The organism is Prevotella sp. MGM2, assembly GCF_002933955.1.
GTDB lineage: Bacteria > Bacteroidota > Bacteroidia > Bacteroidales > Bacteroidaceae > Alloprevotella.
In genome coordinates, this window is record NZ_BEWW01000327.1 from 1 (window position 1) to 24,852 (window position 24,852).

The 24,852-nt window shown below is 45.4% G+C and carries 21 protein-coding genes; 7 read left to right on the top strand and 14 right to left on the bottom strand.

Annotated features, from left to right (window positions below):
• Window positions 1–471 (top strand): hypothetical protein (locus tag C5S62_RS13090; protein WP_104405782.1); only part of this gene is annotated, 471 nt, incomplete at its 5' end.
• A gap of 52 nt (window positions 472–523) precedes the next feature.
• Here C5S62_RS13090 and C5S62_RS13095 read toward each other — a convergent pair.
• The 8 genes from C5S62_RS13095 to C5S62_RS13130 all read right to left on the bottom strand — a co-directional run bounded on the left by C5S62_RS13095 (window position 524) and on the right by C5S62_RS13130 (window position 7,983).
• Window positions 524–1,756 carry an ImmA/IrrE family metallo-endopeptidase gene (locus C5S62_RS13095; RefSeq protein WP_104405761.1) on the bottom strand — a complete coding sequence of 411 codons (1,233 nt, stop codon included), beginning with the start codon at window positions 1,754–1,756 and terminating at the stop codon, window positions 524–526.
• 156 nt (window positions 1,757–1,912) lie between these two features.
• Window positions 1,913–2,209 carry a hypothetical protein gene (locus C5S62_RS13100; protein WP_104405762.1) on the bottom strand — a complete coding sequence of 99 codons (297 nt, stop codon included), beginning with the start codon at window positions 2,207–2,209 and terminating at the stop codon, window positions 1,913–1,915.
• Window positions 2,210–2,358: 149 nt separating this feature from the next.
• Entirely contained in the window at window positions 2,359–2,934 is a 576-nt protein-coding gene (locus C5S62_RS13105; protein ID WP_104405763.1) for a helix-turn-helix domain-containing protein, read from the bottom strand.
• Window positions 2,935–2,936: 2 nt separating this feature from the next.
• Entirely contained in the window at window positions 2,937–4,016 is a 1,080-nt protein-coding gene (locus C5S62_RS13110; protein WP_104405764.1) for a restriction endonuclease, SacI family, read from the bottom strand.
• Window positions 4,003–5,136: a DNA cytosine methyltransferase gene (locus C5S62_RS13115; protein WP_104405765.1), complete on the bottom strand. Its 1,134-nt coding sequence runs from the start codon at window positions 5,134–5,136 to the stop codon at window positions 4,003–4,005. The genes C5S62_RS13110 and C5S62_RS13115 overlap by 14 nt, the downstream gene beginning before the upstream one ends.
• The gene (locus C5S62_RS13120) at window positions 5,133–5,342 is read right to left on the bottom strand and encodes a helix-turn-helix domain-containing protein (protein WP_104405766.1); all 210 of its coding nucleotides are present in this window, start codon (window positions 5,340–5,342) and stop codon (window positions 5,133–5,135) included. Before C5S62_RS13120 ends, C5S62_RS13115 begins: the two co-directional genes overlap by 4 nt.
• 1,003 nt (window positions 5,343–6,345) lie before the next feature.
• On the bottom strand, window positions 6,346–7,080 hold the full coding sequence (locus C5S62_RS13125) for a DUF4595 domain-containing protein (RefSeq protein ID WP_190311599.1): 735 nt from the start codon (window positions 7,078–7,080) through the stop codon (window positions 6,346–6,348).
• An 87-nt stretch (window positions 7,081–7,167) separates the two neighbouring features.
• Entirely contained in the window at window positions 7,168–7,983 is an 816-nt protein-coding gene (locus C5S62_RS13130) for a hypothetical protein (RefSeq protein ID WP_104405768.1), read from the bottom strand.
• Window positions 7,984–9,015: 1,032 nt separating this feature from the next.
• Between C5S62_RS13130 and dapB the strand changes: the two genes are divergently transcribed.
• The 6 genes from dapB (at window position 9,016) to C5S62_RS13165 (ending at window position 17,016) form a co-directional block, all read left to right on the top strand.
• On the top strand, window positions 9,016–9,768 hold the full coding sequence (gene dapB, locus C5S62_RS13140; protein WP_104405770.1) for a 4-hydroxy-tetrahydrodipicolinate reductase: 753 nt from the start codon (window positions 9,016–9,018) through the stop codon (window positions 9,766–9,768).
• A 65-nt stretch (window positions 9,769–9,833) separates the two neighbouring features.
• Window positions 9,834–11,267, top strand: coding sequence for a signal peptidase I (gene lepB, locus C5S62_RS13145; RefSeq protein WP_104405771.1), 1,434 nt, complete (start codon window positions 9,834–9,836; stop codon window positions 11,265–11,267).
• Window positions 11,268–11,363: 96 nt separating this feature from the next.
• Window positions 11,364–11,921: a S26 family signal peptidase gene (locus C5S62_RS13150; protein ID WP_104405772.1), complete on the top strand. Its 558-nt coding sequence runs from the start codon at window positions 11,364–11,366 to the stop codon at window positions 11,919–11,921.
• 41 nt (window positions 11,922–11,962) lie between these two features.
• Complete coding sequence (locus C5S62_RS13155) at window positions 11,963–12,613, top strand: WbqC family protein (protein WP_104405773.1); 651 nt, start codon at window positions 11,963–11,965, stop codon at window positions 12,611–12,613.
• 399 nt (window positions 12,614–13,012) lie between these two features.
• Complete coding sequence (gene floA, locus C5S62_RS13160; protein ID WP_104405774.1) at window positions 13,013–14,002, top strand: flotillin-like protein FloA; 990 nt, start codon at window positions 13,013–13,015, stop codon at window positions 14,000–14,002.
• Between the two features lie 44 nt (window positions 14,003–14,046).
• Window positions 14,047–17,016, top strand: a complete 2,970-nt coding sequence (locus C5S62_RS13165) for a sialidase family protein (protein ID WP_104405775.1) — start codon at window positions 14,047–14,049, stop codon at window positions 17,014–17,016.
• 635 nt (window positions 17,017–17,651) lie between these two features.
• On the opposite strand, the gene C5S62_RS13170 is transcribed toward C5S62_RS13165, so the two are convergent.
• From C5S62_RS13170 to C5S62_RS13195, 6 genes are all read right to left on the bottom strand, one after another.
• Window positions 17,652–18,008, bottom strand: a complete 357-nt coding sequence (locus tag C5S62_RS13170) for a phosphatase PAP2 family protein (protein WP_104405776.1) — start codon at window positions 18,006–18,008, stop codon at window positions 17,652–17,654.
• A 995-nt stretch (window positions 18,009–19,003) separates the two neighbouring features.
• Window positions 19,004–19,270, bottom strand: a complete 267-nt coding sequence (locus C5S62_RS13175; RefSeq protein WP_104405777.1) for an HU family DNA-binding protein — start codon at window positions 19,268–19,270, stop codon at window positions 19,004–19,006.
• A gap of 253 nt (window positions 19,271–19,523) precedes the next feature.
• Window positions 19,524–21,854: a T9SS type A sorting domain-containing protein gene (locus tag C5S62_RS13180; RefSeq protein ID WP_104405778.1), complete on the bottom strand. Its 2,331-nt coding sequence runs from the start codon at window positions 21,852–21,854 to the stop codon at window positions 19,524–19,526.
• Window positions 21,851–22,990: an acyltransferase gene (locus tag C5S62_RS13185; RefSeq protein ID WP_104405779.1), complete on the bottom strand. Its 1,140-nt coding sequence runs from the start codon at window positions 22,988–22,990 to the stop codon at window positions 21,851–21,853. Before C5S62_RS13185 ends, C5S62_RS13180 begins: the two co-directional genes overlap by 4 nt.
• 85 nt (window positions 22,991–23,075) lie before the next feature.
• Window positions 23,076–23,666: a non-canonical purine NTP diphosphatase gene (locus C5S62_RS13190; protein WP_104405780.1), complete on the bottom strand. Its 591-nt coding sequence runs from the start codon at window positions 23,664–23,666 to the stop codon at window positions 23,076–23,078.
• Between the two features lie 84 nt (window positions 23,667–23,750).
• A partial coding sequence (locus tag C5S62_RS13195; protein WP_104405781.1) for a uridine kinase occupies window positions 23,751–24,852 on the bottom strand: 1,102 nt, incomplete at its 5' end.

The following is a 24,852-nucleotide window of genomic DNA, read 5'->3' on the forward strand; positions in this document are numbered from 1 at the left end:
CCAAAGGGGTCAGTCCCGCGTGCCCGAAGGGGTCAAACTCACGCGCCTTTTCCAGAAGCAAAAGAAACGTTGATAAAGTTCAATGAGGATTTGGAGAAAGCCATCGCTGCCGAATGTCACATTGAAGGTGCGCTCAAAGCGGCAGCTGGTAGTTGTGATAATATAGTCAATGGCATCTGCAATGCCATTGTGAAAGCAGAACGAGACACGGAATTCAAGGCAACCATCACTCCCGAGCAGCTTACCGAACTTAGGCAACTCATAGACCATTCTATAAATAGTTGGACTTCAGTGTTGGCAAATCACCGTGCCGAACAAACGAAACTTATTACCGAACATGAATCCAATATGCGCAAAATGCTCAGACGGAATGAAGGCGTTTGGTATTCGGATTTCTGGATGAAAGTCTTGGTGATATTCTTGCTCGTTTATACGGTGGGGGTGGGATTAGTGGTATATTGTGCCACATAAAGTATCATTTGCAACGTAATAACAATAGGAAACAGTTTGGTCAGTCTCCTTTTTACCACCAAGAATTACGTCTCATATGTTCATGTAAAGGATTACAACGTTCTCCTTCTATGTAGAGATTGGCGCGTTTCAAACGAACAATAACCGCTTCTTGAGACACATTAAACTTGGACGATAATGCTCCAACTACTACGTTACAATCTCGTATATTGCATGGTTGATAATCGTGATAAAGTCTACCTGTTGTAATCCAATTTTCTTTGAAAAGCTTATTTACTTCTGCCATGAATGGAATATTAGGCATAAGAAGGTACGATGCAAAGGTGTTAGCCTGATACTCCATTCTACCATAAATTGATTTACTAATAATCGTATTCTTGTCACTTTCTCTGTCTTCAATTGAAAATAAGTTTTCTACGATAGACGAATGTAAAGCTATATGTCCTAATTCATGAGCAATGGTAAAAATTTGACGATGTTTGCTCAATGTTGAATTAATAGTAATTACATGTTCTTTGAAATCGCATTTGCCTAAACAATCTTCTTGCATTTCAACAAAATCAAATTTGTAATTGGGAGCGATTAGAGAGAAACAACGATCTATAAAATTCTCATTTACTAAGTATTTAGTATTTTGCAGAATATCTTCCACTTTTTTACAAATCACATTATCTTCCATAAATGGTATATGTAATGCCTTTGACATCGGAATGCCGCATTCTTGTAATAAATCCGAAACTGTAACAAACGAATTTCCAGAATATACTATTGGATAGCTAGTTGATGCTTCACCAGTTAAAACTTTATGTCCAAATTGATGCTGTTCAAAACTATTTATTTTTCTCCAAATAATCGTTTCCCAATCACTCTGTTCAGACAATACAACTAGTGCAATATTATCACTTTGAGCTAATGTAATCACTTGTTGAGTAAAACCTGCAGACGAAATCATTATACCACGAACTCCTGAACGCGGATAATCAGAAAGATTCCCCACAAACTCACGATATATAGAGTTATCAATCTTTCTTCCGTGATTTTTACATTCAACAACAAGAAGGTTACTCCATGTTTCCTTGTTTGAGTTAGAATATACTTCTATAGTTATATCTGGATTCAACATAACGTCAGGTGCAGTTTTACTGGCATATTGCTTGTGTAAAAAAATCTCGTTATACCGTGATACGCCAGGTATATCTTGATTTTTAATAAGCTCTTTTAATTTCTTGAAAACCAAATTCTCAAAATAATCTCCTTTATGTTGGTTGTTAAATTTTTTCGCCATAAATTCTATCTTAGAACGTTATTACACAAGAATCTGTATGCATATTTTACGTTGTAAACATATCAGAAATATTGCTGACACGGTTTATTTTACAGGTCCAAGGAATACATACAATAGGACTCTGTTTCCATTTACATAAAATTGTGGACTGTGTCATTAGATATTTGGCGCGAAGTGAGGCACATTGTCTATGTACTCTTCCTTACTTTGCTGTTCAATCGTAACTTTCTCCCATTTTATTTCTTTCAATCTTGTAGGTGCATTATCTGCATGAATTTCATATTTGATACACGGCAAATTAACAATTTCTTTAATTTCATCAATACACAATTTTAAAGAATGTTTTCTGTCGCACATACCTGGAAGTATTGGGTCATAACGAGCTGGACCATATAGGGGTCTTCCTAATTCAAAACCGACAACATCCCTAATTGTATTGTCCTCATATATCACAGAATAACCATCCTCTAAGTCATATTCTTTAGACTGTTCTACTATTTGCTGGGGAATATAAATATAGAAATTTACATACTTTGCAAGAATTTGCCCATTATTTACAGCCCGAAATTTTAAGGTGTATTCATATCTCGTACTCCTTTCTTCTATTTGTTTGCTGTAAAGAGACCAAAAGGAGTTTTATTTTGAGTTACATCTATTTTTGTGACTAACAAAGTGAAATCAATATCAATTATTGGAGTTTTGCTCCGATTCATTACGTCTCTAATTTCATAATCCTCCATAGCCTCTACTGTGGCATTTCTCCTTTTATAATAAACATGTGAAAGCCTATTTTGATGTGCAGTATTGCTGCGAGGTACAGAAACAACATAAAAACCACTTTCTTCGTCATGTGATATATATGTGATTTCCAACCCTTCAATTTTTGGCTGAATATTTGATGATAAAAGTTGAGATAGTTTGTCTTTTGACATTTCTGTATTTGGTATAGGGAGCAATTCTTTAGGTATAGAATTTCCCCCTTCACTCTCTTTTTCTCTTATTCCAAATATAATAGTACCTCCATTGGAATTAGCCAATGCACTAATGTCTTTAGCCAATTCTTCTTTCCATTTTGGATTTTGTTTTGCAAAAGAACCCTTATATTCCAAAACGGTTGATTCTTCTATTTCGTTTTGGATAAGTTTTTGTAAATCATTTATTGTTTTTATCTGCTGCATGATTATAAGCCAAATTCAATTGTACATGTTTTAATCCATTCAATAGTATCATCTTTAGCATTTATCTGTTTGGCATACTCCAATAACAGATGAGCCAATTGATTTATTGAGACATCTCCATTCATAGAATATAGACGCATACGTACAAAATCAAGGATTGATACTACTGAACAAAAATATCCTTTTTTCCCGAGTACAGCTGCCGTTTCATGTACTTCATGCTGTTCAAAGTTAACATGCTTGCCAAATATAAAAAGGCTTTTTTCTATCTGAGCTTGTGCAAATTTTGCAATAGCGTGTTCCACATCTTCTTTTGTAAAGTCTTTATCCTTAACTTCGATAGATGACACCAATTGTTCCGCATTGTCAAAAATGTCAATATCGCCAACCTCCTTTGAAGATGCCCCACTTTCATTAACTTTATGCGGAACCACAGTCTTTGCCCCTTTATAATAAAGGTGTTCTATAGCAGCAACAACTAATGGACACATTTCACCTTCAAATGAGTTTTTAATGAGAGTATTCACATAGTCTAGGATGGATTGAGGATTTGTTTCATCCTCAATCTCCAAATCTGGAATTGAATACTTTTCCTTAACTTCACTATAGATATGTTGCAAGGTATACAAAGCTGACGATAAGTATATCTGTGCTTGTTCCTTTGTTTTGATTTCCGACAAAGTATTTATCATACTTTCAAGAATTTTCGAATCGTTACCACTTCTAACGGCATTAGTCATAGCCAGTCGTTGGAAACGGGCAGGTTTATTCAAGAAGGGTTCGTTTGAACCGCCAAGACTATTAGGGTAAGTACTCCTTTCAAATGGAACTATTACCTTATGACATAGGCTTCTTGCATCATATGCTCCAACGGAGCTATCTTTTGCTTGAAGGCTCAAAATATCAACATCTTTATTGACGCTCTTAGCTAACAATGCCGTAACCAATACATATCTGTATGTCTTATGAGAACCTTTTAGTATAAAATCTATAGAGACTCCAATAGGATCGTTTTGAAATATAGGTTTTTCATTAGTCTTTAGAAGAATCTTTTCCGCCTCTTCTTTATCAATTTTCTGCATAACAAAAATCAAATAAATTATGTTCTTTAGATTGATAAATTACATTTTCATCACCATTAAGAACGTTAATAACCATTGTTGCAACAGCCTTAGCCATATTACATGGAACTGCATTTCCTATTTGAGTATATTTCGATGATTGAGAACCACAGAATTTATATTCTATAGGAAACGTTTGTAAGATTGCTGCTTCTTCCACAGTCATTCTTCTTAAAAAAGAAGGAGCTTCCATAAATGCTGCTTTAGTAGGATCTTTCATAATTTCATCATGGTAAGTTACAATCCAAGGAGCGCAATTTTCATATAGCTCTTTTTCATCAATGATGGGTGTTTTATTTCCTCCCATTGAAGCTGGTAATGTCGCGCTATATCCATCTATACGAGTAGGTCTCCCCAAACCATTAAATAACATACCTGCATAAGGAGACTTGCGCAGTATTGGATTTGATGCCAATGTTATTTTCGCTCTACATGTACTAGGATTGTTGCCGTATCCTGCCTTATCCAACACTTGCAATGCCTCACGAACAGTTGGAGCTTTATGGGAATAGTGCTTTATCATCTTTTCCCAATTTGGCACATTATTACAATTTCCTTTTATTCCAATAACAAAAATTCTCTCCCTAGCTTGTGGCACATCATAGTCAGAAGCATTAAGAATTATAAAATTGACAGAATACCCTAAGTTTCGGAACTCCAATAATAATTTTTCTCTTATCGGTTTCCATTTATCAAGAAGTCCTAAAGCCTTAACATTTTCCATGATGAATGCTTTTGGTTTAACCTTTGAAACAACCTTTACATAGCTCCAAATCAATTGGCTTCTTTTGTCATTTACATCCATCTTTCCTGCCACGGAAAAACCTTGACATGGAGGACCACCAATAACCATATCAACATCTTCAATTCCGTCAAGTCTATTCATGACAGAATTAATATCACCGTTTATAATATGGCTACCAATATTAGTTGAGTATGACATACAAGCTTCTTTCATCATATCATTTGCGAATACGATATGTGCTCCTGCCATAATTGCCCCAATATCCAAACCTCCTGCTCCAGAAAAAAGCGAAATTGTCTTGATTTTGTTGGTATTGTTACGTTCTTTTATAGTCATTGCTTTATATCGTTTATTAAATCCTTAGGACTAATTTCTAATGCTTTGGCTATTTCAACCAATTGTTCAAGTGATGGCTGGGTTTTATTTTGTACCCATCGGCTTATTGTAATATCACTTTTGCCCGTTTTTTCTGCAAGCCAACGGTTTGTCTTATTTTGCTCTGCTAAAGCTATTTTTATTCTGTTAATGTATTCCTTACACATGGCGTATAATCTTATTACGATACAAAATTATCAAAAATCAGCAAAATATAGTCGTTATATGATGATTATTTTCCAAAAACATTCCTATTTTAGATATTTCCTATGTTGATCGGATAAAGTATCGTGAAAGGGTCAGAGTCACCAAACCATTGTCAGAGTGTCTAAGTTTGGTGTCTGAGTTTGAACTAAAAGTGTCAGAGTTAGTGTCTAAGTTGGTTTCAGAAGTGTCCAAGTTGGTGTCTAAGTCGACATATGAATGACAAGTATGGTGTCAGAGTTGGAGTCAAAAGTGTCAGAGTGTCCTTACTGTCTATATTTAGAGTGGAAATACATTTTTACTTGGCATTATGCCTTATGCACCATACCATGGAACTACATTTCGCATAACTCCGGATGGCAATCTGGCAGTTTTCTGCGTAAACAATGCGTAAACAAACGGTTTCAGTTAGGGGTATTTGGTGAGTTTCATAGAGGATAGCGAATTTTGCAACTAACTGACATTCAGTAAATATTAACGAAACAAACTATTACAGAATATCATCTTATCGTTCTCATAATCTGGAGGTCCTAGGTTCAAGCCCTAGCTGGTCCACAAAAAATCAAGCACTTACAAAGATTTTGTAAGTGCTTGATTTTTTGTGGACCTTCAGGTGACTTTTTTTGAAACGAAACTCTACAATGGTAACCTTCTGAAATTGCATGGGATTGCAGAGAGATTTTTAAGTGAGAAGTGGTCAAATCAATCGTTTTTAAATTAACTCCTGCAATTGTTACTTTAGAGGGATGGCCATGATCACAAAGTATTTGTCAAGGAATTGCTTACCCCTACAGAAAATCAATGTCATATCCGATTCATGAAACAAGCGAGGTACTGTCACTCAATAAAATCACAACTACTTTTGGAGATTGAAAATCGCAACTCAGATTAAAGGACAATACTGAAGAGTTAAAACCAGCTATAAGATTACTTATAATCGTATGGCCAATTATGAGTTTTTCTGTTCTATGGCTCAGTCCCTAACGACCATGAGCCATAACCGTTATAATCGGTATAGTGAAAATAACGGTGCTCTGGGGTTTTATTATCTTTATTAAAAAAAGCAATCGTTTCAGGAAGATTACGACATGGCCTGCCTAAAAATCCGATATAGAGAGCATACTTCAAGTCATTGTACCACCACTCCAAAGAATACATAGACTCAAGGTTGACATCGAGTAGGAACGGAGACATATTGTAAGTAGTAAAGTTCGTCATATCACCATAAGTAAGCACAGCTGTGGCATCACCTTCATCTTGCTTTATTTTGGTCAGATTCCCATTGGTCCACTCCATTTCCAAAAAGTCCTCACCCCAATCATCAATATAGGTAACATGACCATCGCTGTCATAGTGGTATTTTATCATTCCACTTTCCCCCTCTACGTCTGTTTCGATGACCCTGTTGGCAAAATGGTTTTCTCCGAAAGCAAATGTGTAGGTAGCGGTTCCAAAAAAACCACTACAGACCATTACAGCCCGATTATCTTGGGGATATGAGATTGTCGCCACAGTAACAAGTTTTGTCTTTGTCGTGCCGTTGTCATCTTGTTTTTTATCAATACGTAAGATTTTTGTTACGAGTCCTTTTTCGTTATGCTCGTACTGATATCCAGCAAGAGGGATTATGTTTTCCGCCAACGGACAACCGCTACCATAGATTTCATCGAAATCCTCTTCCTTGTCGCATGAACACAGCATAAGTGCTGTAAAACAAAAGCATACAGACAGATGCTTTATAAATAAAAACTGCTTCATATTAAAATTGTTATACTTGTTGTCTATTCACTAAAAACGAAACCCTATATAAAAGCGGAGAGTGTTAGTTTTCATTTTTACTCCAAAGTTTTCAAATGGGTCATGAAAATTACCATTCTCATCGTAGATATCATCCAGTCTGCGCATTGCAACACCATCATAACTCGTTGCACCACACCATCGGTTTTCAATACCAATCGAGATGATTTTATAAGAGACAGAAAACCCGGCATTGAAGAATGTTGCATAGTGATGATACAACTCATGGTTTTGCATCATCAGTGAATAGGAGGGTGTCACATGAAAATAAAGACACAGTTTCAATTGACCAACTGGATTAACGGTCAGTGAGGGACCGACACCCATACCGGCTTCAATCTGCATAATACCTAAATTTGCCAATTCAATATCAGGTGAAGCCGAGGCGCTCTCTGACGTAGGGAAATCGGGGTATTTGGCAAAATTTACATCAAAATGGCTCCAATCCACCCCGAATTTCATTATTCCAGCAATCGGCTTCTTATGCAGGTAATATGTTCGTCCGATTGACAAGCCGAAAGCCATGTCACTTTTCATATCCGCGCGGTCGCTTTTCAACGTCTGCACACCGTAGGAGATATTGCGGTACTTGGCACGACGTTTCCATACTTCGCTCATACGTTTTTCGTGCATTGCACACTCATTGCTTACTTCAGTATCGCTTACCGTGTCTCGCAATGAATCAGCCTGCCTGGTAGCAATCTCAATGTCGCCACAAATTGAATCCGTCTTGATTTCTTGCGCTTGTGCCACATAGGGCAATAGGAACATTAGCAGCACACCAATGATAATTCGATTTATTTCCATCGTGTTGTTGTACCTCCACAGTTCCCATGAGGCTTAAAACTTACACATAGATAGCGTGGAACTGTAATGCCACGTCTTAATGCGAAGGTGGTAGGAATACCTTTATGAGCAGATGTGGAAATAACAGCCCCACGCTATATGCGTGGAGACCATTACGCCATTCTCTTGCTCATGTGATTAAAGTTTCCTACGCTTATCGCATACAAGAAGAAGACATAACGCCTCTTTTTCAAAATGTCGTGATGGGACTTCTCCCAATCAACGGCAAAGTTACGATTTTTTTGCGTTGCAAGTCAATAGGCTGTGCAAAATAAGTTTGGTTTGGTTCGGTTTTTGTCTACATATAGAACCAAACCTATACAGGTATATGGGGCAAAAGAGAAATGCCCTATTAGAATGCCCTATTAGAATGCCCTATTAGAATGCCCTATTAGTAAAAACTGTGAGATCTGGGCATTTGTGCCTACAAAAAAATCGTGATGCATAACTCATTACGGAAATCAGCAGACATCCTTCATGTTCATGTCAAAATATGCTTTAACAAAGCAGACGGCACCTCAGGCGGCGAAAAGGTGATGTGCCAATGCCCTCAATCAAGGCTGAGGGCCGTTTTTAACATTTCTTGCATTCGGCCGTAAAATGTTGTATCTTTGTAACAGCGGAGCGGGACTTTCCTTAGAGGAAGTCCCGCTTTGTGTCTGTTTTCAAGGTTATTCCGAGGTAAAAAAACACCTTTTAGCAGGCTGAAAAGCATTACTTGGAATTTTTATTCGCCGTATTCGCGTCGGAATTCCAATACAGACTTTTCCATTTCCGACACTTACAACCTATATTTTAACACGCCGGAATGTTGTCGAAAGTTAAATATGTTAAAGTCAGAAAGCCTTCAAAAAGCCGGAAATCCATCAAAAAAACAGCTGTACTCATCCTCTACCACAAAAAAGACTGCCGACCGGCTGCTAACTCACGCGATTTTTTTTTATATTTGCTGCGCAAACAGTATGCACCTTTTCAAAGACTACCGTCAGAACAATGAAAATAGCACTTATAGGTTACGGCAAAATGGGCCGTATGATAGAAAAAGCGGCCCTCGGCCGGGGACACGAGATTGTCTGCATCATTGATGTTGACAATCAGAACGATTTCAAGTCCGAAGCCTTCAGGAGCGCCGATGTGGCCATAGAGTTCACCACTCCCACCGCGGCCTATGCCAACTACGTGCGGGCATTCGAAGCCGGCGTAAAGGTGGTCAGCGGCTCCACCGGCTGGAAAAAAGACCATGAGGCCGATGTCATGCGCCTCATAAACGAAGGCAACACCCTCTTCTGGGCGTCAAATTTCTCCTTAGGAGTGGCCATTTTCTCCGCCGTCAACAAACATCTGGCGCGCATCATGAACCGTTTTCCCTCCTACGACGTAACGGAAACGGAGACACACCACGTGCACAAACTTGACGCGCCAAGCGGAACGGCCATCACTCTGGCCGAACAGATATGCCGCGAAATGGACCGCAAGACCGACTGGGTGAAAGGCAGAGTGGTCAACGCCGACGGCACCGTGACAGAGGCCGAGACGGCAGCTCCCGACCGTCTGCGCATCGACGCCGTGCGCCGCGACGAGGTGCCGGGCATACACACCATCACCTACGAGAGCGAGGCCGACAGCATCAGCATCACGCACGACGCGCATAACCGCCACGGATTCGCACTGGGCGCCGTGCTGGCGGCAGAATTCACCGCCACACACTCCGGACTGCTCACAACCGACGACCTTTTCGCATTCTGACAGGCCGGAAGGCACATTGCCCGACCGTTTCCCAACCTCATGTCCCATCCGTAAAAACTGATCCGATGAATATTTCCACACGCCGGAAGGCGTACCTCAAATTCGGCATAGCTGTCGTCCTCTATCTCCTCTTCCTCCTTTGGGTGAAATCATGGTGGGGGCTTCTCGTCCTGCCTCTCATCTACGACGTGTATGTGACAAAAAAAATCCCCTGGACCTGGTGGAAGCGCTCCCAAAACCGGACCACGCGCGTCATCATGAGCTGGGTCGATGCCATCGTCTTCGCCCTTGTAGCCATTTATTTCCTCAACCAGTTCTTCTTCCAGAACTTTGTCATTCCCTCCTCCTCACTTGAAAAGACCCTGCTGACGGGCGACTATCTGCTCGTATCGAAACTCTCCTACGGGCCGCGCATTCCGCAAACTCCCCTGACAATGCCGCTCACGCAGAACACCCTTCCCGTAGTGGGCGGCAAAAGCTATCTGGAGCATCCCCAATGGGAATACCGCCGGGTAAAGGGACTGGGAAAGGTGGAAATCAACGACATCGTAGTTTTCAACTATCCTTCGGGCGACACCGTGGCACTCAAAAGTCAGGATCAGGATTTCTACGGCATGGTGTACGGTTATGGAGCGGCCCTGCTCGCACAGCAAGGCACCCTCGGAAAACTCACGCCCGACATGCCCTATGAACAACAGCAGGCGGAATATGCCCGCCGCTACGCCGCCGGACGGCAATACGTGGAAAGCTTTCCCGAACAGTTCGGAAAAATCATCTCCCACCCTGCCGACCGCCGCGAAAACTACGTGAAACGGTGTGTAGGCCTGCCCGGACAGACGCTTGAAATCAAAAACGACACCGTATACCTTGACGGCCGCCCCAACCCGCAGCCCGAAAACGTGCAATTCCGCTACGAAGCCCGTTTCCTCATGCCACTCGATGAAGCAACCAAGAAAGAACTCGGCATCACCGACGAGGAACTCGGCTACCTGCAGGCCGGAGCCGGCATGCCTATGACCGGCCGCGTGAAGAAAACCTTGGTGGAACGCGGCTTTATCGCCCCCGATCCTCCCCGCTCCCCTCTTTCGGGCGGCGACGAGCTTTATCCCCACAACATGGCTAAAGACTGGACCACGGCCAACTACGGACCGGTGTGGATTCCGAAGCGCGGTGCCTCCGTCGAGCTCACACCTGACAACCTGCCCGTTTACGAACGCTGCATCAGAGTGTATGAAAACAATAGCCTCGAAGTTAAAAACGGGCATATCTACATTAACGGCAAAGCCTCCTCAACCTATACCTTCAGACAGGACTACTACTGGATGATGGGCGACAACCGCGACAATTCGGCCGACTCGCGCTTCTGGGGCTTCGTGCCCGAAGACCACATCGTGGGAAAACCGCTCTTCGTATGGCTTTCGCTCGACCCTGACTACGGCCTTTTCAACGGCAAAGTGCGCTGGAACCGCCTCTTCAAATGGGTGGGCAAAATCAAATAAAGCAAAAAACTGCGGCCGGTAGTTTCGCCATAGGCGTGACCGGCCGCCTGACTTTTTCTGCGACCAACCACGCAGCAACAACGCGTCTCTCCGCCTATGGTTACCATTAAACGCTACATCGGCAAAGTGAAGAAACCGCTCCACTGGCGCGGCCGACGGCACTTCCTGCGCAATGTCGTACTGCCGTCGGTAACGGCGGTACTCCTGCTGCTGGCTGTGCGCACCTTGCTCCTCACACAATTCTCGCTGAGCGACAACCTACCTGCGTCAGGACTGCTGGAGGGCGACCGCATACTGGTGGACCGGACGGCATACGGCGTGCGGAATCCCCTTGCCGGCTTCTTCGGCGCCGACCGCTGGGGACGAGGCGTGCCGCAATACGGCGAAACAGCCGTATGGACTGAGATCCAAGGCGCCGGAGGCATGCGACTGGGACGCATCACAGCCTTGCCGGGCGACACGGTGACATGCGGCACACAGCGCTACGTGTTAGCGGCCGGCACCTATGCCGCCGGTACAGACATCATCATACACAGCCAGCTGGTGGGCCGCATTGTCTGCGTGACCTACTCCATTGACGCCCGGGCTCCTTTCTATAACTGCCTCAGGAGCGGGCGCATGTTCGTCAAACCATCCGCCACCGGCGGACAATAGTTTCTGACGGCCTGCAGGCCGTTATCATTTTCCCTCTACCTATGTTGCCTGTCATGCTTACTTCGGCCTATCTTGCGCCGGTGCAATATTACACGAAAATATACCGTGCCCCTTACATTATGGAAGAACGGGGCGATCACTACGTAAAACAGACTTACCGCAACCGCACGGTCATTGCCGGCCCTGACGGACCGCTGCCGCTCACCATACCGATAGAGCACGGCAGCATGGCGCGCCCCTGTACGCGCGACATACGCATAAGTAACCATGGCAACTGGCGGCGCCTACACTGGGCAGCCCTAGTAAGCGCTTATGAGAACAGTCCTTTTTTTGACTATTACGCCGAGGATTTCCGCCCCTTCTATGAAAAAGAATGCCAATATCTGGTTGATTTCAACGAAGCACTGCGAGAAAAAGTGTGCGAGTTGCTGGACCTGCAACCCGACATACGCATAAGCGAATCATACACAGATGTAACCACCTGCGCGGAACCCATAGATGACTTGCGCGAAACGATACGTCCCAAAGTGCCTTTCGCCCTCGACTGCCGTTTCCGCCCCGCAGAATACTATCAGGTCTTTTCAGCCCGCAACGGCTTTCTGCCTAACCTGAGCATGGCCGACCTTCTCTTCAATATGGGGCCCGAAAGCCGCCTTGTGCTACGCGCCTCGATAGTGGAGCCGGCAGTCTGAGTTTTACACCCGACGTTACATTTGTATAGAAGTACTCAATCCACACAGCAATCGCGAATATGCCTGTATTGACGAATGGTATATACTAAAACAATAAAGGACAGCGTATCAGCCACGAGCTGTGGACAGTGGTTTAAGTGTGCCGACGAGGATATAAAACCCGGCAAAGGTTCTCCTATATTTGAATTTCACGTATCCGTGTTCCGACTCTTCGATACGAATATGCGTTTAAGAGTGAAACAGATAACACCGGCTTACTGCATTTTTTCATTTTCACAGGACTAAACATACAAACATGCGAAAAAACACAAGAAATGCCATTGTTCGTATCAGCGGAAATAAGTATATTTGCCAAATAGTAACTTCACTTTTATAAATTAAAGCTAATCACCAATTTTTATGCAAGCCCCTCTTATTCCTGCAATTATTGCAGTCGGCGTAATTGTCGTACTGTCGGTATTTTTCTATTTCGTTCCGTTTTTCCTATGGCTATCGGCAAAAGTCTCAGGCGTAAAGATATCGCTCATGCAGCTTTTCCTGATGCGTATCCGCAACGTACCGCCTGGTGTTATCGTACCCAGCCTCATCGAAGCCCACAAGGCCGGACTTTCCAACATTACACGCGACAATCTTGAAGCACACTACATGACCGGCGGTCACGTGCAGCGGGTCGTGCATGCACTGGTTTCAGCCTCCAAAGCCAACATAGATCTCTCTTTCGAGAAGGCTACTGCCATCGACCTGGCCGGCCGTGATGTTTTTGAAGCCGTACAGACTTCCGTCAACCCCAAAGTGATAGACACACCTCCTGTAGCCGCTGTTGCCAAGAACGGCATCCAGCTCATAGCCAAGGCACGCGTGACGGTGCGCGCCAACATCCACCAGCTGGTAGGCGGTGCCGGACAAGACACCATTCTGGCACGCGTGGGCGAAGGTATCGTGTCGAGCATTGGTTCGGCCGTATCGCACGAAGAAGTACTCGAAAACCCCGACAGCATCTCGAAACTCGTGCTCAAGAAGGGACTTGACGCCGGCACGGCCTATGAGATCCTGTCCATCGATATTGCCGACATCGATGTGGGCAAGAACATCGGCGCCACACTCCAGATGGACCAGGCCAATGCCGACAAAAACATCGCACAAGCCAAAGCCGAAGAACGCCGTGCCATGGCTGTGGCACAGGAACAGGAAATGATTGCCCGTGCACAGGAAGCACGCGCCGAGGTCATTCAGGCAGAAGCCGAGGTGCCCAAGGCACTTGCACAAGCCTTGCGCGAAGGTAACATGGGCTTCATGGACTACTACAAACTGGAAAATCTTAAGGGTGATACCGCCATGCGCGACAATATTTCCAAAATAAAGCCAACGGATTTCTTCGACAAGAAATAATTACAAAACAATCCTCATTCACTTTATCCTAAACCATTTTCAACATGAAAAGAATCACCCGACTTCAAACAGTGCTGCTAAGTCTGTTTCTCGCGGCGGCCGCTTGGGCCGACGTGCCGTTCAAGGTGACTACCATCACCGATGGCAAATTTGCCATCGACACCTATTGGTACACCATGAGCATTGGCAATGGAAAATATCTTATTTCCGACAACGGAACGGCCGACCACATCGCACTCAACCGGCCTCTCAGCCCCGCTACTTTCCTGGAGGACAGCGACCTGTGGTGCTTTGTGGGCAATGAAACAACAGGTTATAGAATCTACAACAAAAAGACAGGTACGGCCAAAGTGCTTGCAGCACCCGCCACTGTCAGCGGCAACGGCAGCACAACCTATGTGGTGATGAAAAACGCCGCTGCACTAGGAGGATACAAGGACACATGGGACATTACCCCGTCAACAGACCTGCCAGGCATGTCCGGTTACTATCTGCTGCCACACGGAACGGCCAATGCCGTCAACAACTTCGGCGGCAATGGCAAGCTGGCCTTTTGGACAGGCGGAAAAGACCAGGGGAGTACAGTCGTTTTCGGCATAACGGAAGGCAATTACCAAATTGCCGCATCAACGGGAGCCCTCGCCGGCTCAGGCACATTCAGCAATATGTGGACTTCGGCGCAGGACAATCCCCGCCTGACACTGGACTGCGAAGCCAACAACATGAAATTTGACGGTGACAACGTAGCCTGCTTCACCGGTACTTCCCAAAACACGGCCTATCGCCTTTCCGTTCCTGCCGGATATTACATTAAAGGTTACAGTTTCGACTTTGTGAACACCGGCGACAATAGCGGCAACAAAAACTACGAGCTCACCCTGACATGCGGCAACCAGACATTCAAGACCTCGGGAACGAAGCAAAGTGTCAACGTGGAGGGTCTCGACAAGGCCACCGTTTCTTTCACGCTTTCAGGAAGCAATCAGGGTATCAGCCTCAGCAATTTCTATGTGGACGTATGCCGCTCAAACGAAGAGCCGGAGCCTCAATTCGAAATTTTCACTACAAAACCCGGCGATGTTGTCAATCGTATTCCGGCCATAGCAAAGGCACATAACGGCGATCTGATCGCCGTGGCCGACTATCGCTACAGTGGCGCCGACATCGGCATGAGCAGCGGTGCCGACGGCAAACTCGACCTCCGCTTCCGCACAAGTAGCGACAACGGCGTTACGTGGAGCGGCATCAGAACCCTGGCCGCCGCCAAGGGATATGCTTACGGCAACGCCACCGGCGACTCTCTCAACGCCGCCTTTGGCGACCCGTGTATCGTGGCCGACCGCGAGAGCGGCCGCGTGCTGGTTCTGAGTTGCTCGGGCATGGTTAGTTTTCCCAACGGCACACGCACCAACCACCAGGGCATAGCCCGTTTCTACAGCGAGGACAACGGACAAACCTGGAGTGCGGCCACCGATATTTCCGACCCTATCTATACGATGTTCGACAAACGCAAGGACGGCTCCATCCGCTGCATGTTTATCGGTTCCGGTAAAATTTCCCAAAGTTCTACGGTAAAAGTGGGCGACTATTACCGCCTCTATTGCGCCGCACTTGTAAAACTCGGCAACGGCGCCAATGTTAATTTCGTATTTTATTCCGATGACTTCGGAGGTACATGGGATGTGCTTGGCGGCGTAGACGTCTCGCCCATTCCCAGCGGCGGCGACGAGCCAAAAGCCGATGAATTGCCCGACGGTTCGGTAATCATCAGCTCACGCACCATGGGCGGCCGCCTGTTCAACATCTTCTCTTTCACCAACACGGAAAAGGCTGAAGGCTCATGGGGCACAATGGCTTTCTCAGGTGCATCCAACAACGGCACAACGGCCTTGTCAAATTCCTGCAATGGCGAAATAATGATTGTTCCCGTTACGCGCAACGCTGACAACCGGAAGATGTATCTGATGCTTCAGTCCGTACCATTAGGAGCTGGCCGCAGCAATGTGGGCATTTACTACAAAGAACTCGAAAGCCTCTCCGACTTCATTTCGCCCGACAGCATTGCCAAGGACTGGGACGGCAGCCATCAGGCCTCGTTCATGGGATCGGCTTATTCCACCATGACGCTCCAGAAGGACAACACCGTCGGTTTCCTATACGAAGAGTCCACCTACGGCCGCGATTACACGATTGTATATAAGAACTACAGCATAGAATACATTACTGACACGGCCTACAGCTATAATGCGGAAGTGGACCGCAACACCATCTTTGAGGAGACAAGCGCCATCCAGACAAAAGTGGACGAACTGTGCAAGTGCACCGGTACGAATGTGGGCAATCTCACGGAAAACGGTGCTGCCGGCATCAGAGCTGCTTTTGAGCGATACAAGGCCAATCCCTGCCAAACGGCTTACGAGACCCTGAACGCCGCTATTGCCGCCGCTGAATCCGTAGAAATCGAGGCGGGAAGAAATTACCGCCTGCGCAACAGCGAACGCCAGAGCGGAAAACTTTATATCAAAGTGAAACCCGGCGCCGCCGGCCTGACTGCCGCCACGCGCAATCCGGTTGACAAAGACCAGCTGTTCCATTTTATCCCCACCGAAGAGGGATGGAAAATCTTCAGCGACAAGCAGCAGGTATATATATGCCGTACAGGTGTGGTGGAATCTCCCATTCCGGTATCGAAAAACATCGCCCAGGCCGCTCCCTATGAAGTCCGCTCCACCCGCGACGGATTAAGTGCCCTGGTATGCCTCAATCCTGAAAGCGGATACCCCGCCATACACCTTTCGGGCGACAACACCCGTCTGGTCCCTTGGAATGCAGCCGGTTCGCCAGCCTCTCTATGGTATATCGAGCCAACCGACATCCTCACAGATATCGCTTATGTCCGACCGGCGGAGCAAGAGGACGCCACAATCTATTACAATCTGGACGGCCGGCGTGTAGAAAACCCTGACAAGGGTGTTTTCGTAACGAATAAGCGCCGCAAAGTCATTCTTAAATAAAATCCCCATCCAGCCGACAAAAATCCCGCAGAAGTGAAATCTGCGGGATTTTGTATTTACCAGACAATGCTCATCCGCCCATACTGATGGCACTGTTTATCCTCCCCGCAACCGGCCGAAGAATAAAAATGTGTGAGGGGAGCAGAGATGCACATATCGTGCCAAAATAAAAAACATCATGAAACAATGTCCGGAAGCGAGCCACGGACTTTAACGTTTTTAACTTTTAGCAACACTCCGGGGTGTTAAAATATAGGTTTGAAGCAGGGAAAGAAAAAAAGTCCGTATCGGATTTTCAACACGAATACTTGGATTTTAAACTGCAATACGGGGAATTTCTTTAAAGAATACGGTAAAAAACAACGCAAAAAGACCTTGAGAATAGAGAAAAAGCGGGACTTCCCAATGGAAAGTCCCGCTTGGCTGTTACAAAGATACTATATTTTCCGCCGGAAAGCAAATAATGTTAAAAACAGAACATGCAGATTCAGTTAAGATTTCATGATTCTGTAACCAACCTGTATACTCACAAAAGATCATCATTTTCAGTTTACAGAAAAAAACAGTCTAAATATTGCCCTATTGGGAATCATCGGAATGGTTGTCTTTTCATATATTTTCCGATAAATGAGAGGTTAAAACTTATATCCCATGGAAAAGCCATAACACCCGCCGTTCATTGGAGCGGCTACAGGGAAGAATACAAGGTCATTTTCCTTCTCTTTTTTTCGAAATATTTTTTGCCACAACCGGCAACTCCATTCGCCAACCCGTGCGCTCAATATGCCGACCCCCGCACCCGCCACGACATCATGAAGCCAGTGTCTTCCGTTGTACATTCGCATGAACGCTACTCCGGTGGCTATAGTATAAGCACCGGCACCATACCAACCACCGTACTCTATGCGTACCAGTTCCGCACCTATGAAAACGGTAGCAGTATGCCCCGACGGAAAAGAATTGTGTCCTGCAAACTGCGGTCTTTTTTTCATCTATACAGAATTTCGGAATATTTGTAAGAACAGCCAGTGTCGCATAAGAGGTAGCAATGATAAAAAATCTATCGCGGAATGAGTGTTTCGCTTTGACACCTGCACAGCCCAACATTAGAGAACTGGCAACAGGCAGATACTGGATATAATCGTCAAATTCAAGCCGCTTGTTGTTTCCTCGTATATCAATCACTCTATTTGTGATACTACGGCTACCGTTTCTGATTCCTCCCGGAGCAAGTGCAACGGCACCAACCCCGATTAAAGATGCGGGCAGAACCGTTTGTCGCCACTCGAATTTGTAGTTTTGTGCACTTCTGTCGTTTACAGATAAAGAATCGCCATCCGTCTCTTTTGCCCGTGCATTTTCACTGGCAGGATTAGAGTCTGGGCAACTACCCCAACTATTAATTTAATATTCATGTGATTTGCTTAGCCTCACCAGTTCCCTTTCGGCTGATTTTTCAGATTGGTATTGAAACGTGGAACTATATGCTTACATCTGAGCCAGACTGTTGCATTAACTCGAAAATGAAAACAACAGCGCCATCCTCATCGTCACCATTGGAACAAGATGGAAAACCGAATGGCATAAGCAATAAAAGGCCTATTAACCACAAAAAATTAATTTTTCTCATAACTATTTCTTTTAGTGTTTTTAATATTATCACCACTTCTCTTGGCAAGAAAGCGTCAATTTAATACCGATAATATTGATTCTTCTTATACAAATTACCCAATAATACACTCATAATACGACTGCACTATTGGGTATCATCGAAAATCCTGTTATTTCATAGTTTTTCCGATAAATAACAGGTTAGATTTACCCTGGAAAAACCATAATACTCATTGTTCACTGAAGTTGCTATTCGGGAACAATATTATTTCTTTCCCTTTCAAGATACTACTACAAAAAAACGCCCGAAGAATTGATTCTTCGGGCGGTAATATGACTCCTTCTGAGAAGGGCCATAAAATCAGTTTAATGAAAATCAAAGAGCTGAGAGTTCAGCGCCAGCTTTAAATTTCACTACTTTTTTCGCTTCAATTTGAATGGGCTGCTTGGTAACAGGATTAATACCTGTACGGGCAGGACGTTCCGTAACGGCAAAGTTGCCAAAACCGAGAAGAGCTACTTTGTCGCCACTCTTCAGAGCGTCGGAAATAGCATTGAGAGTCACGTCAAGAGCCTTTTTGGCATCGGCCTTGCTCAGGTTGGCACCGGCAGCAATGGCGTTTACGAGTTCACTTTTGTTCATTTGATAAAGTTTTTAGATAAAAATATGTGCATTGGTAAAAGCCTCTGCGGAGAACCCATCGGGAAAAATCAGGGGCTTCAGTCAATCTTACGGACGATTGCCCTGCTGAAATTCAGAGGTTTCATTTCGCAAAAATAGCGGAACTTGAAGAGCTGCCCAAACTTTTTGGCGTTTTTTTATATCCTGAGGCTGAAAAAAGGTGGTTTTTCAATATTTTTGAAACTTGGCGGAGAGAGACTAACAGCCAGTTGGATTAAATCACAACAACTTTGGCAGCAATGCCGCTTTTGCCGTCGGCTGTAGCCACCATGATGTAATAAACACCCGATGCTACCCTTCCGCCGTCAGCCGCCCGGCAGTTCCACGTAAAAGTGCCGCCATTAGAAGTTCCGGCGGCAACAACGCGGCCGGCAGCAGTGGTGACTTTCACATCGGCCTCGGCTGTCAGGCCGCTTATCACCACGCCGGCAGCATGCTCAGGACGCACAGGATTGGGGTACACCTTGATATTCTTCCTGACGAGATTATCACTAGGAAGGGAGGCATCGCTCTGATAGGAACAAAGTCCCAGCCGGGTGGCTATCATGACCTCGCCGGTGGTTGCCGCAACGGCTACAGAATAAATATCATTGGAAAGCAGAGGAGAATTGTCGGCGGTAAAGTGACTGATGATTTCCGTCCCGTCACGGCTGACCAAGTAAAGCCCGTTGCCGGAGGTGCCGATCCATTTACGCCTGGCTCCATCGCGGGTAATGGCTGTGACAGCCACTCCGCTCAAAAGGTAATCGGCATAATTGGTGCCATCGTTACGGGGAACCTTTATTTGGGTAATCCGGAAATCGGGACTGCTCCATGTATCAGGATCGCTCACGACGAAAAGACCGGCATCCGTCCCCAACCATATAGCCCCATCGTCATCTTCCATCATGGCATAAGCCGCCTGCGAAAAATCACAAAACGCTCCATCCTGATTATAAGCACCATAGCGGAAAGTTGACAAATCGTCCTTCGTATTATCAATCGTACCGTTATAGTCAAGGCAAAGGAAGCCACCGCGAAGATAGCTCGTCCAGCGCCGGGAGGTCATCCATAAACGGCCGCGGCGGTCGAAAAGAATGTGCTCGGGCGTAGAGACCAGCTTGACATCGCTGACATAAATGCCCTTCCAACTGCCATCGGGCTTGAGCACATGTAGCACGGTATCCGCCTCATAATTGACCATCCAAAGATTGCCGCTGTCGTCATAAGTCAGGCCGGAGGTCATGACATACTCTTTATTTCCGCCGGCTCCGCGGGCTATGGCAAGCGAACTGTTGCTGGAATCATAATGTCTCACAAACTTGAAATCACGAAATTCGTAGACTCCCGTCGAGGCCGAAACATAATGATGGGCGGCGTCTGAAGGGTCCTGAGCCACACTTGTGACATTCTGGTAAGGAATGCCGTCGGCGGCCGAAATGCCCTCTTCCTGAAAAGTATGCCAGTCATTGCCCTCACGGAAGACTGCCGTACCGGGATAATTCTTTCCCGAATAGTCTATACGCCCACCGGCTACCAGCAAACGATCGCCGGCGTAGTTGAGCTTGTAGGCCAAATCGCGACGCGGCCCATAACCACCGATGCTCTGCCCAGTGGCAACAAGTTGCCCGCCAGCAAGATTGTAGGAACAAAGTCCGTTAAAGCCGTCTGAAACCCAAAACAGACCATTCGGGAAACGGGTGACGGCATTCCATGAATTGTTCTGCCGGACAGTGACAGACGGCACCGCCGGATTATCAGAGGTAAAACACAGAATTTCAGTATTCCCGCCAAAGACAGCCTGCTTTTCATCAGCATGTGCACAAGCAAAATAGGTGTCTGAGATTTTGGTAAAGACATGTCCCCCACCCTCCGATACATCAGACGCCAGCCGCCAGAGTCCTCTATCTGTCTTATCAGATGAAAGATAAAGCGCTCCGGCAAACACCACCATCTTACGTGCAGACAGACTCCTTACCGGTTGCCAGTTACTGTTGTCAAGCAGATTATCGGTCAAACGGCCACGCATTACGGTGGATGATGTGGCAGAATAAATATATCCGTCAAACACCGCAGCGGAGTAAACCGGTTCTGATGTGGTATAAACCGTTTTCACCATCTGGTTTTTCAAATCAAGGTGCACCAGCCCGCCTTGCGTCGACACAATAGCATCGCTGCCCGTAACGGTAACACCCGTAGCATCATGATTAGCGGCTGCACTGTTCTTTACTTGAGGAAGATTCACTACATCTCCATCATGGTAAAGCAAATCTATATTGCAGTTATCGTAAACAATAACCAGACATTTCTGATTTGAGGAATACGCCATGTGACGAATATTCTTATCGCTCAGTCCTGTGTTTTTTGAAAGGAAATCTATCTCCGTAGTCTCCGTATTATAAACAAGAAGATTACCGTCGTAAAGGCTGTATACCCTTTTACCAGCCGGAATATTGTCCGTCGCATTCTGGTAAGCCAAATGAAGAGTCCACGAGCCTATAGGGGCAGCCTCAGCGGACAGTATCAACAGGAATATTATGCCTATGGAAATAACTAAACGTTTCATTGTATGATTTTTTTATGAGATATAAAAGGACATTCCAAGTATCGGTGAAACAATTCTGCCAACAGGAAAGTCATGATGACGGTAACGAAAAAGAATGCCCATACCGGCAGAAGACCGCCTGATACATGGCGTAAGACTTGTATTACAGGAAAATGAACAAGAAATATACCGTAGGATATATTATGCCGGTTCAATATGTTCAGGACTGCTGCCAAACGGCCGTGCAAAGCAAATGCGGCGCAAAAAAGCAGCCATGAAATGACAAAAGGCTGCAATAATAAATCGTAACCATAAATGTCATTTCTCAACAACAGAATTACCACACACACTATCGCACCCGAAAAGCGGAAACGAACGAAAAAACGGTATTTCTCATAGAACAGACCTCCCAAAAGAAAAAGCAGGAAAAACCATAGATAGAAAAGGAGGTGACGGCCAATGTCAAAACAGACCTCAAGGACTGCTTGGTGACTAAGGAATAAGCATAAACCTAAAACCAGGAAGTAAACCAATAAAATACAACGGTCTACCCTGCATTTTCCGCCATCGGAGAAATGCGTTCTCTTACTTTTTGAGAAAAACTTATAGTCCGGAACAGGCCATCTGCCCGCTATTAAAAACAACCAAGGTACCGAAAGCGTGAAAACGATTTCTATTTTCATGAACCACAACGAACCGTTGATGACTGGAACTGACCAGCCGTCAAACACTCCGGGTAAAGTCGGCTGCAAATAGTTCAGAAAACATAGATTGGCTACCAAATATTTCCAAAAACCGGCATCCGTGAAATATATCCCCACAGAATAATCGGAAAGCAGAACCATAAGCAAAGCGCAAAACACTATAATCCCTGCATAAGGAGGATAAAGCCGCCGGATGCGAGCCTTCAGATACGCTCCGCCACTCGAAGTACGTCTGAAACTGCGGAAAGCGAAAAAACCGCTCAGAGCGAAAAAACCGCCGACTACCGCCCGAATATCCACGGGTGAATGGATATCAGTACCTGTCAGTCCGCCAAAATGGTGTAACACAACCATGAAAGCCAAAGCGTAGCGCACCAGTCCCACACCGTTGGCATGAAGTTCCGGCGACTGCTCGAAAGCGGAATATATGGTATTCTCAAAAGGCAATTTCATAGGCTGTCAGGAGCCAGGCAGACTAGAATAGAGACATCAGGCTTCTCCTTTATGAAATAACGTGCGAAACCATTCTTTATTGTTGTCATAATGCGGTTTCCCGTTCAATATGCTCACAGAGTTTCCTGACCGCTCTTGCCCGGTGACTTATACTGTTTTTCATAGCCACTCCCAATTCCGCAAAGGTTCTTCCCGTATTCTCCGGAGAAAACACAGGATCGTATCCGAACCCTTCTTTTCCACGTTCCTCAGTGGCTATTTCACCATCCACCCGTCCTTCAAAAACGTATTCCTCACCATTTTCGATAAGCACTATCACAGTACGGAATGCGGCACGCCGATCGTTTTTCCCTTCAAGCTCAGACAAAAGTTTTCGCGTATTGGCTTCGGGGTCATTGCGGTCAGCATAAGCATAACGTGCCGTATGAACGCCCGGTGCGCCTCCCAGGGCCACAACTTCCAAACCGGTGTCATCGGCAAAACAGTCAAGACCGTAATGCTCATAAACGTAGCGTGCCTTAATGAGGGCGTTGCCTTCAAGCGTCTCTGCAATTTCAGGAATATCCGTAGGACAATTGATGTCCGCCAACGACAATATTTCTATTTTGTCACCGATTATAGCGCGGATCTCACTGATTTTATGAGCATTATTTGTAGCAAATACGAGTTGTTTCATAAGAAAATAAACTTTTTTACCGGACTCATTCACCGGACTGTTCTAAGATAAATTTTATATGCTAACGCAAATATGTACCGGAAGTCAGTAGCGGAAAGTGCTGCCTCCCAAAAATTCACGCAAAAGCGAAGTCGGAGGCAGTCCGTCAGTAGCTATGGGATGAAGATACGACAGGAATTTACGCAACCTATAGGCTTCGGAATATTCCGGAGCATGCTCAGGCACTTGCTCCAGCAACGGCATAGCCTGTGTGCGCAAGGCGGCCAGTTCAAAGAGCAATGCGGTATTGATCATCACATCTGCCTGCTCCTGAAAAGGGAATATCCATTTAGCTTCACCGGCACGTACTGAAGGCCACCGGCGTATGGTTTCTTCAGCAGAGTATCCACGGTATTTATAGTCACGCACAATCCGCCGTAACAGTCGATTGTCAGATGTAGGTACATAATTATGGTCATCGAGAAGTATGGTAGTAAGTGCGGACGCGTATATTTTAAATTTGCGCGCATCGGGAATCTCGTGTGTAAGAAGAGGATTAAGAGCGTGTATGCCTTCGAGAATAAGCAGGGCATGAGGGCGCAACCGCAAACGACGGCCGCTAAGTTCACTCTTGCCTGTCATGAAATTATAATGCGGCAATTCCACTTCTTCACCGGCTATCAGAGCTTTCATCTGTTCGTTAAAAAGCGCGATATTCATCGCCGCCACGTTTTCATAGTCGTATTCACCATTTTCGTCCAGCGGCGTATCTTCGCGATTCACGAAATAATCGTCCAGCGACAGAGGAACAGGGTGCATGCCGCCGGCCATAAGCTGCACGGCCAAGCGTTTGGAGAAAGTGGTCTTGCCACTCGATGAAGGACCTGCAATGAGGATAACTTTCACATCAGGATTAGCCGCGATACGGTCGGCCAGCTGACTTATTTTCTTTTCCTGAAGGGCTTCCGACACGTTGATGAGGTCATTCACGCCATCATGGCGACACGCCTCGTTGAAATCGCCCACCGTGGTAACACCGAGAATCTCCTGCCAGCGGTGCTGTTCGCGGAACACATCAAACATTTTAGTCTGTTCGGCCATTGGGCGCAAGCGTTCCGGATGCTGCGGGTCGGGCAGACGCAATAACAAGCCATCCCCGTAAGGTATGAGGTCGAAGAGTTTAATTTGAGAAGTTTTAATGAGAAGC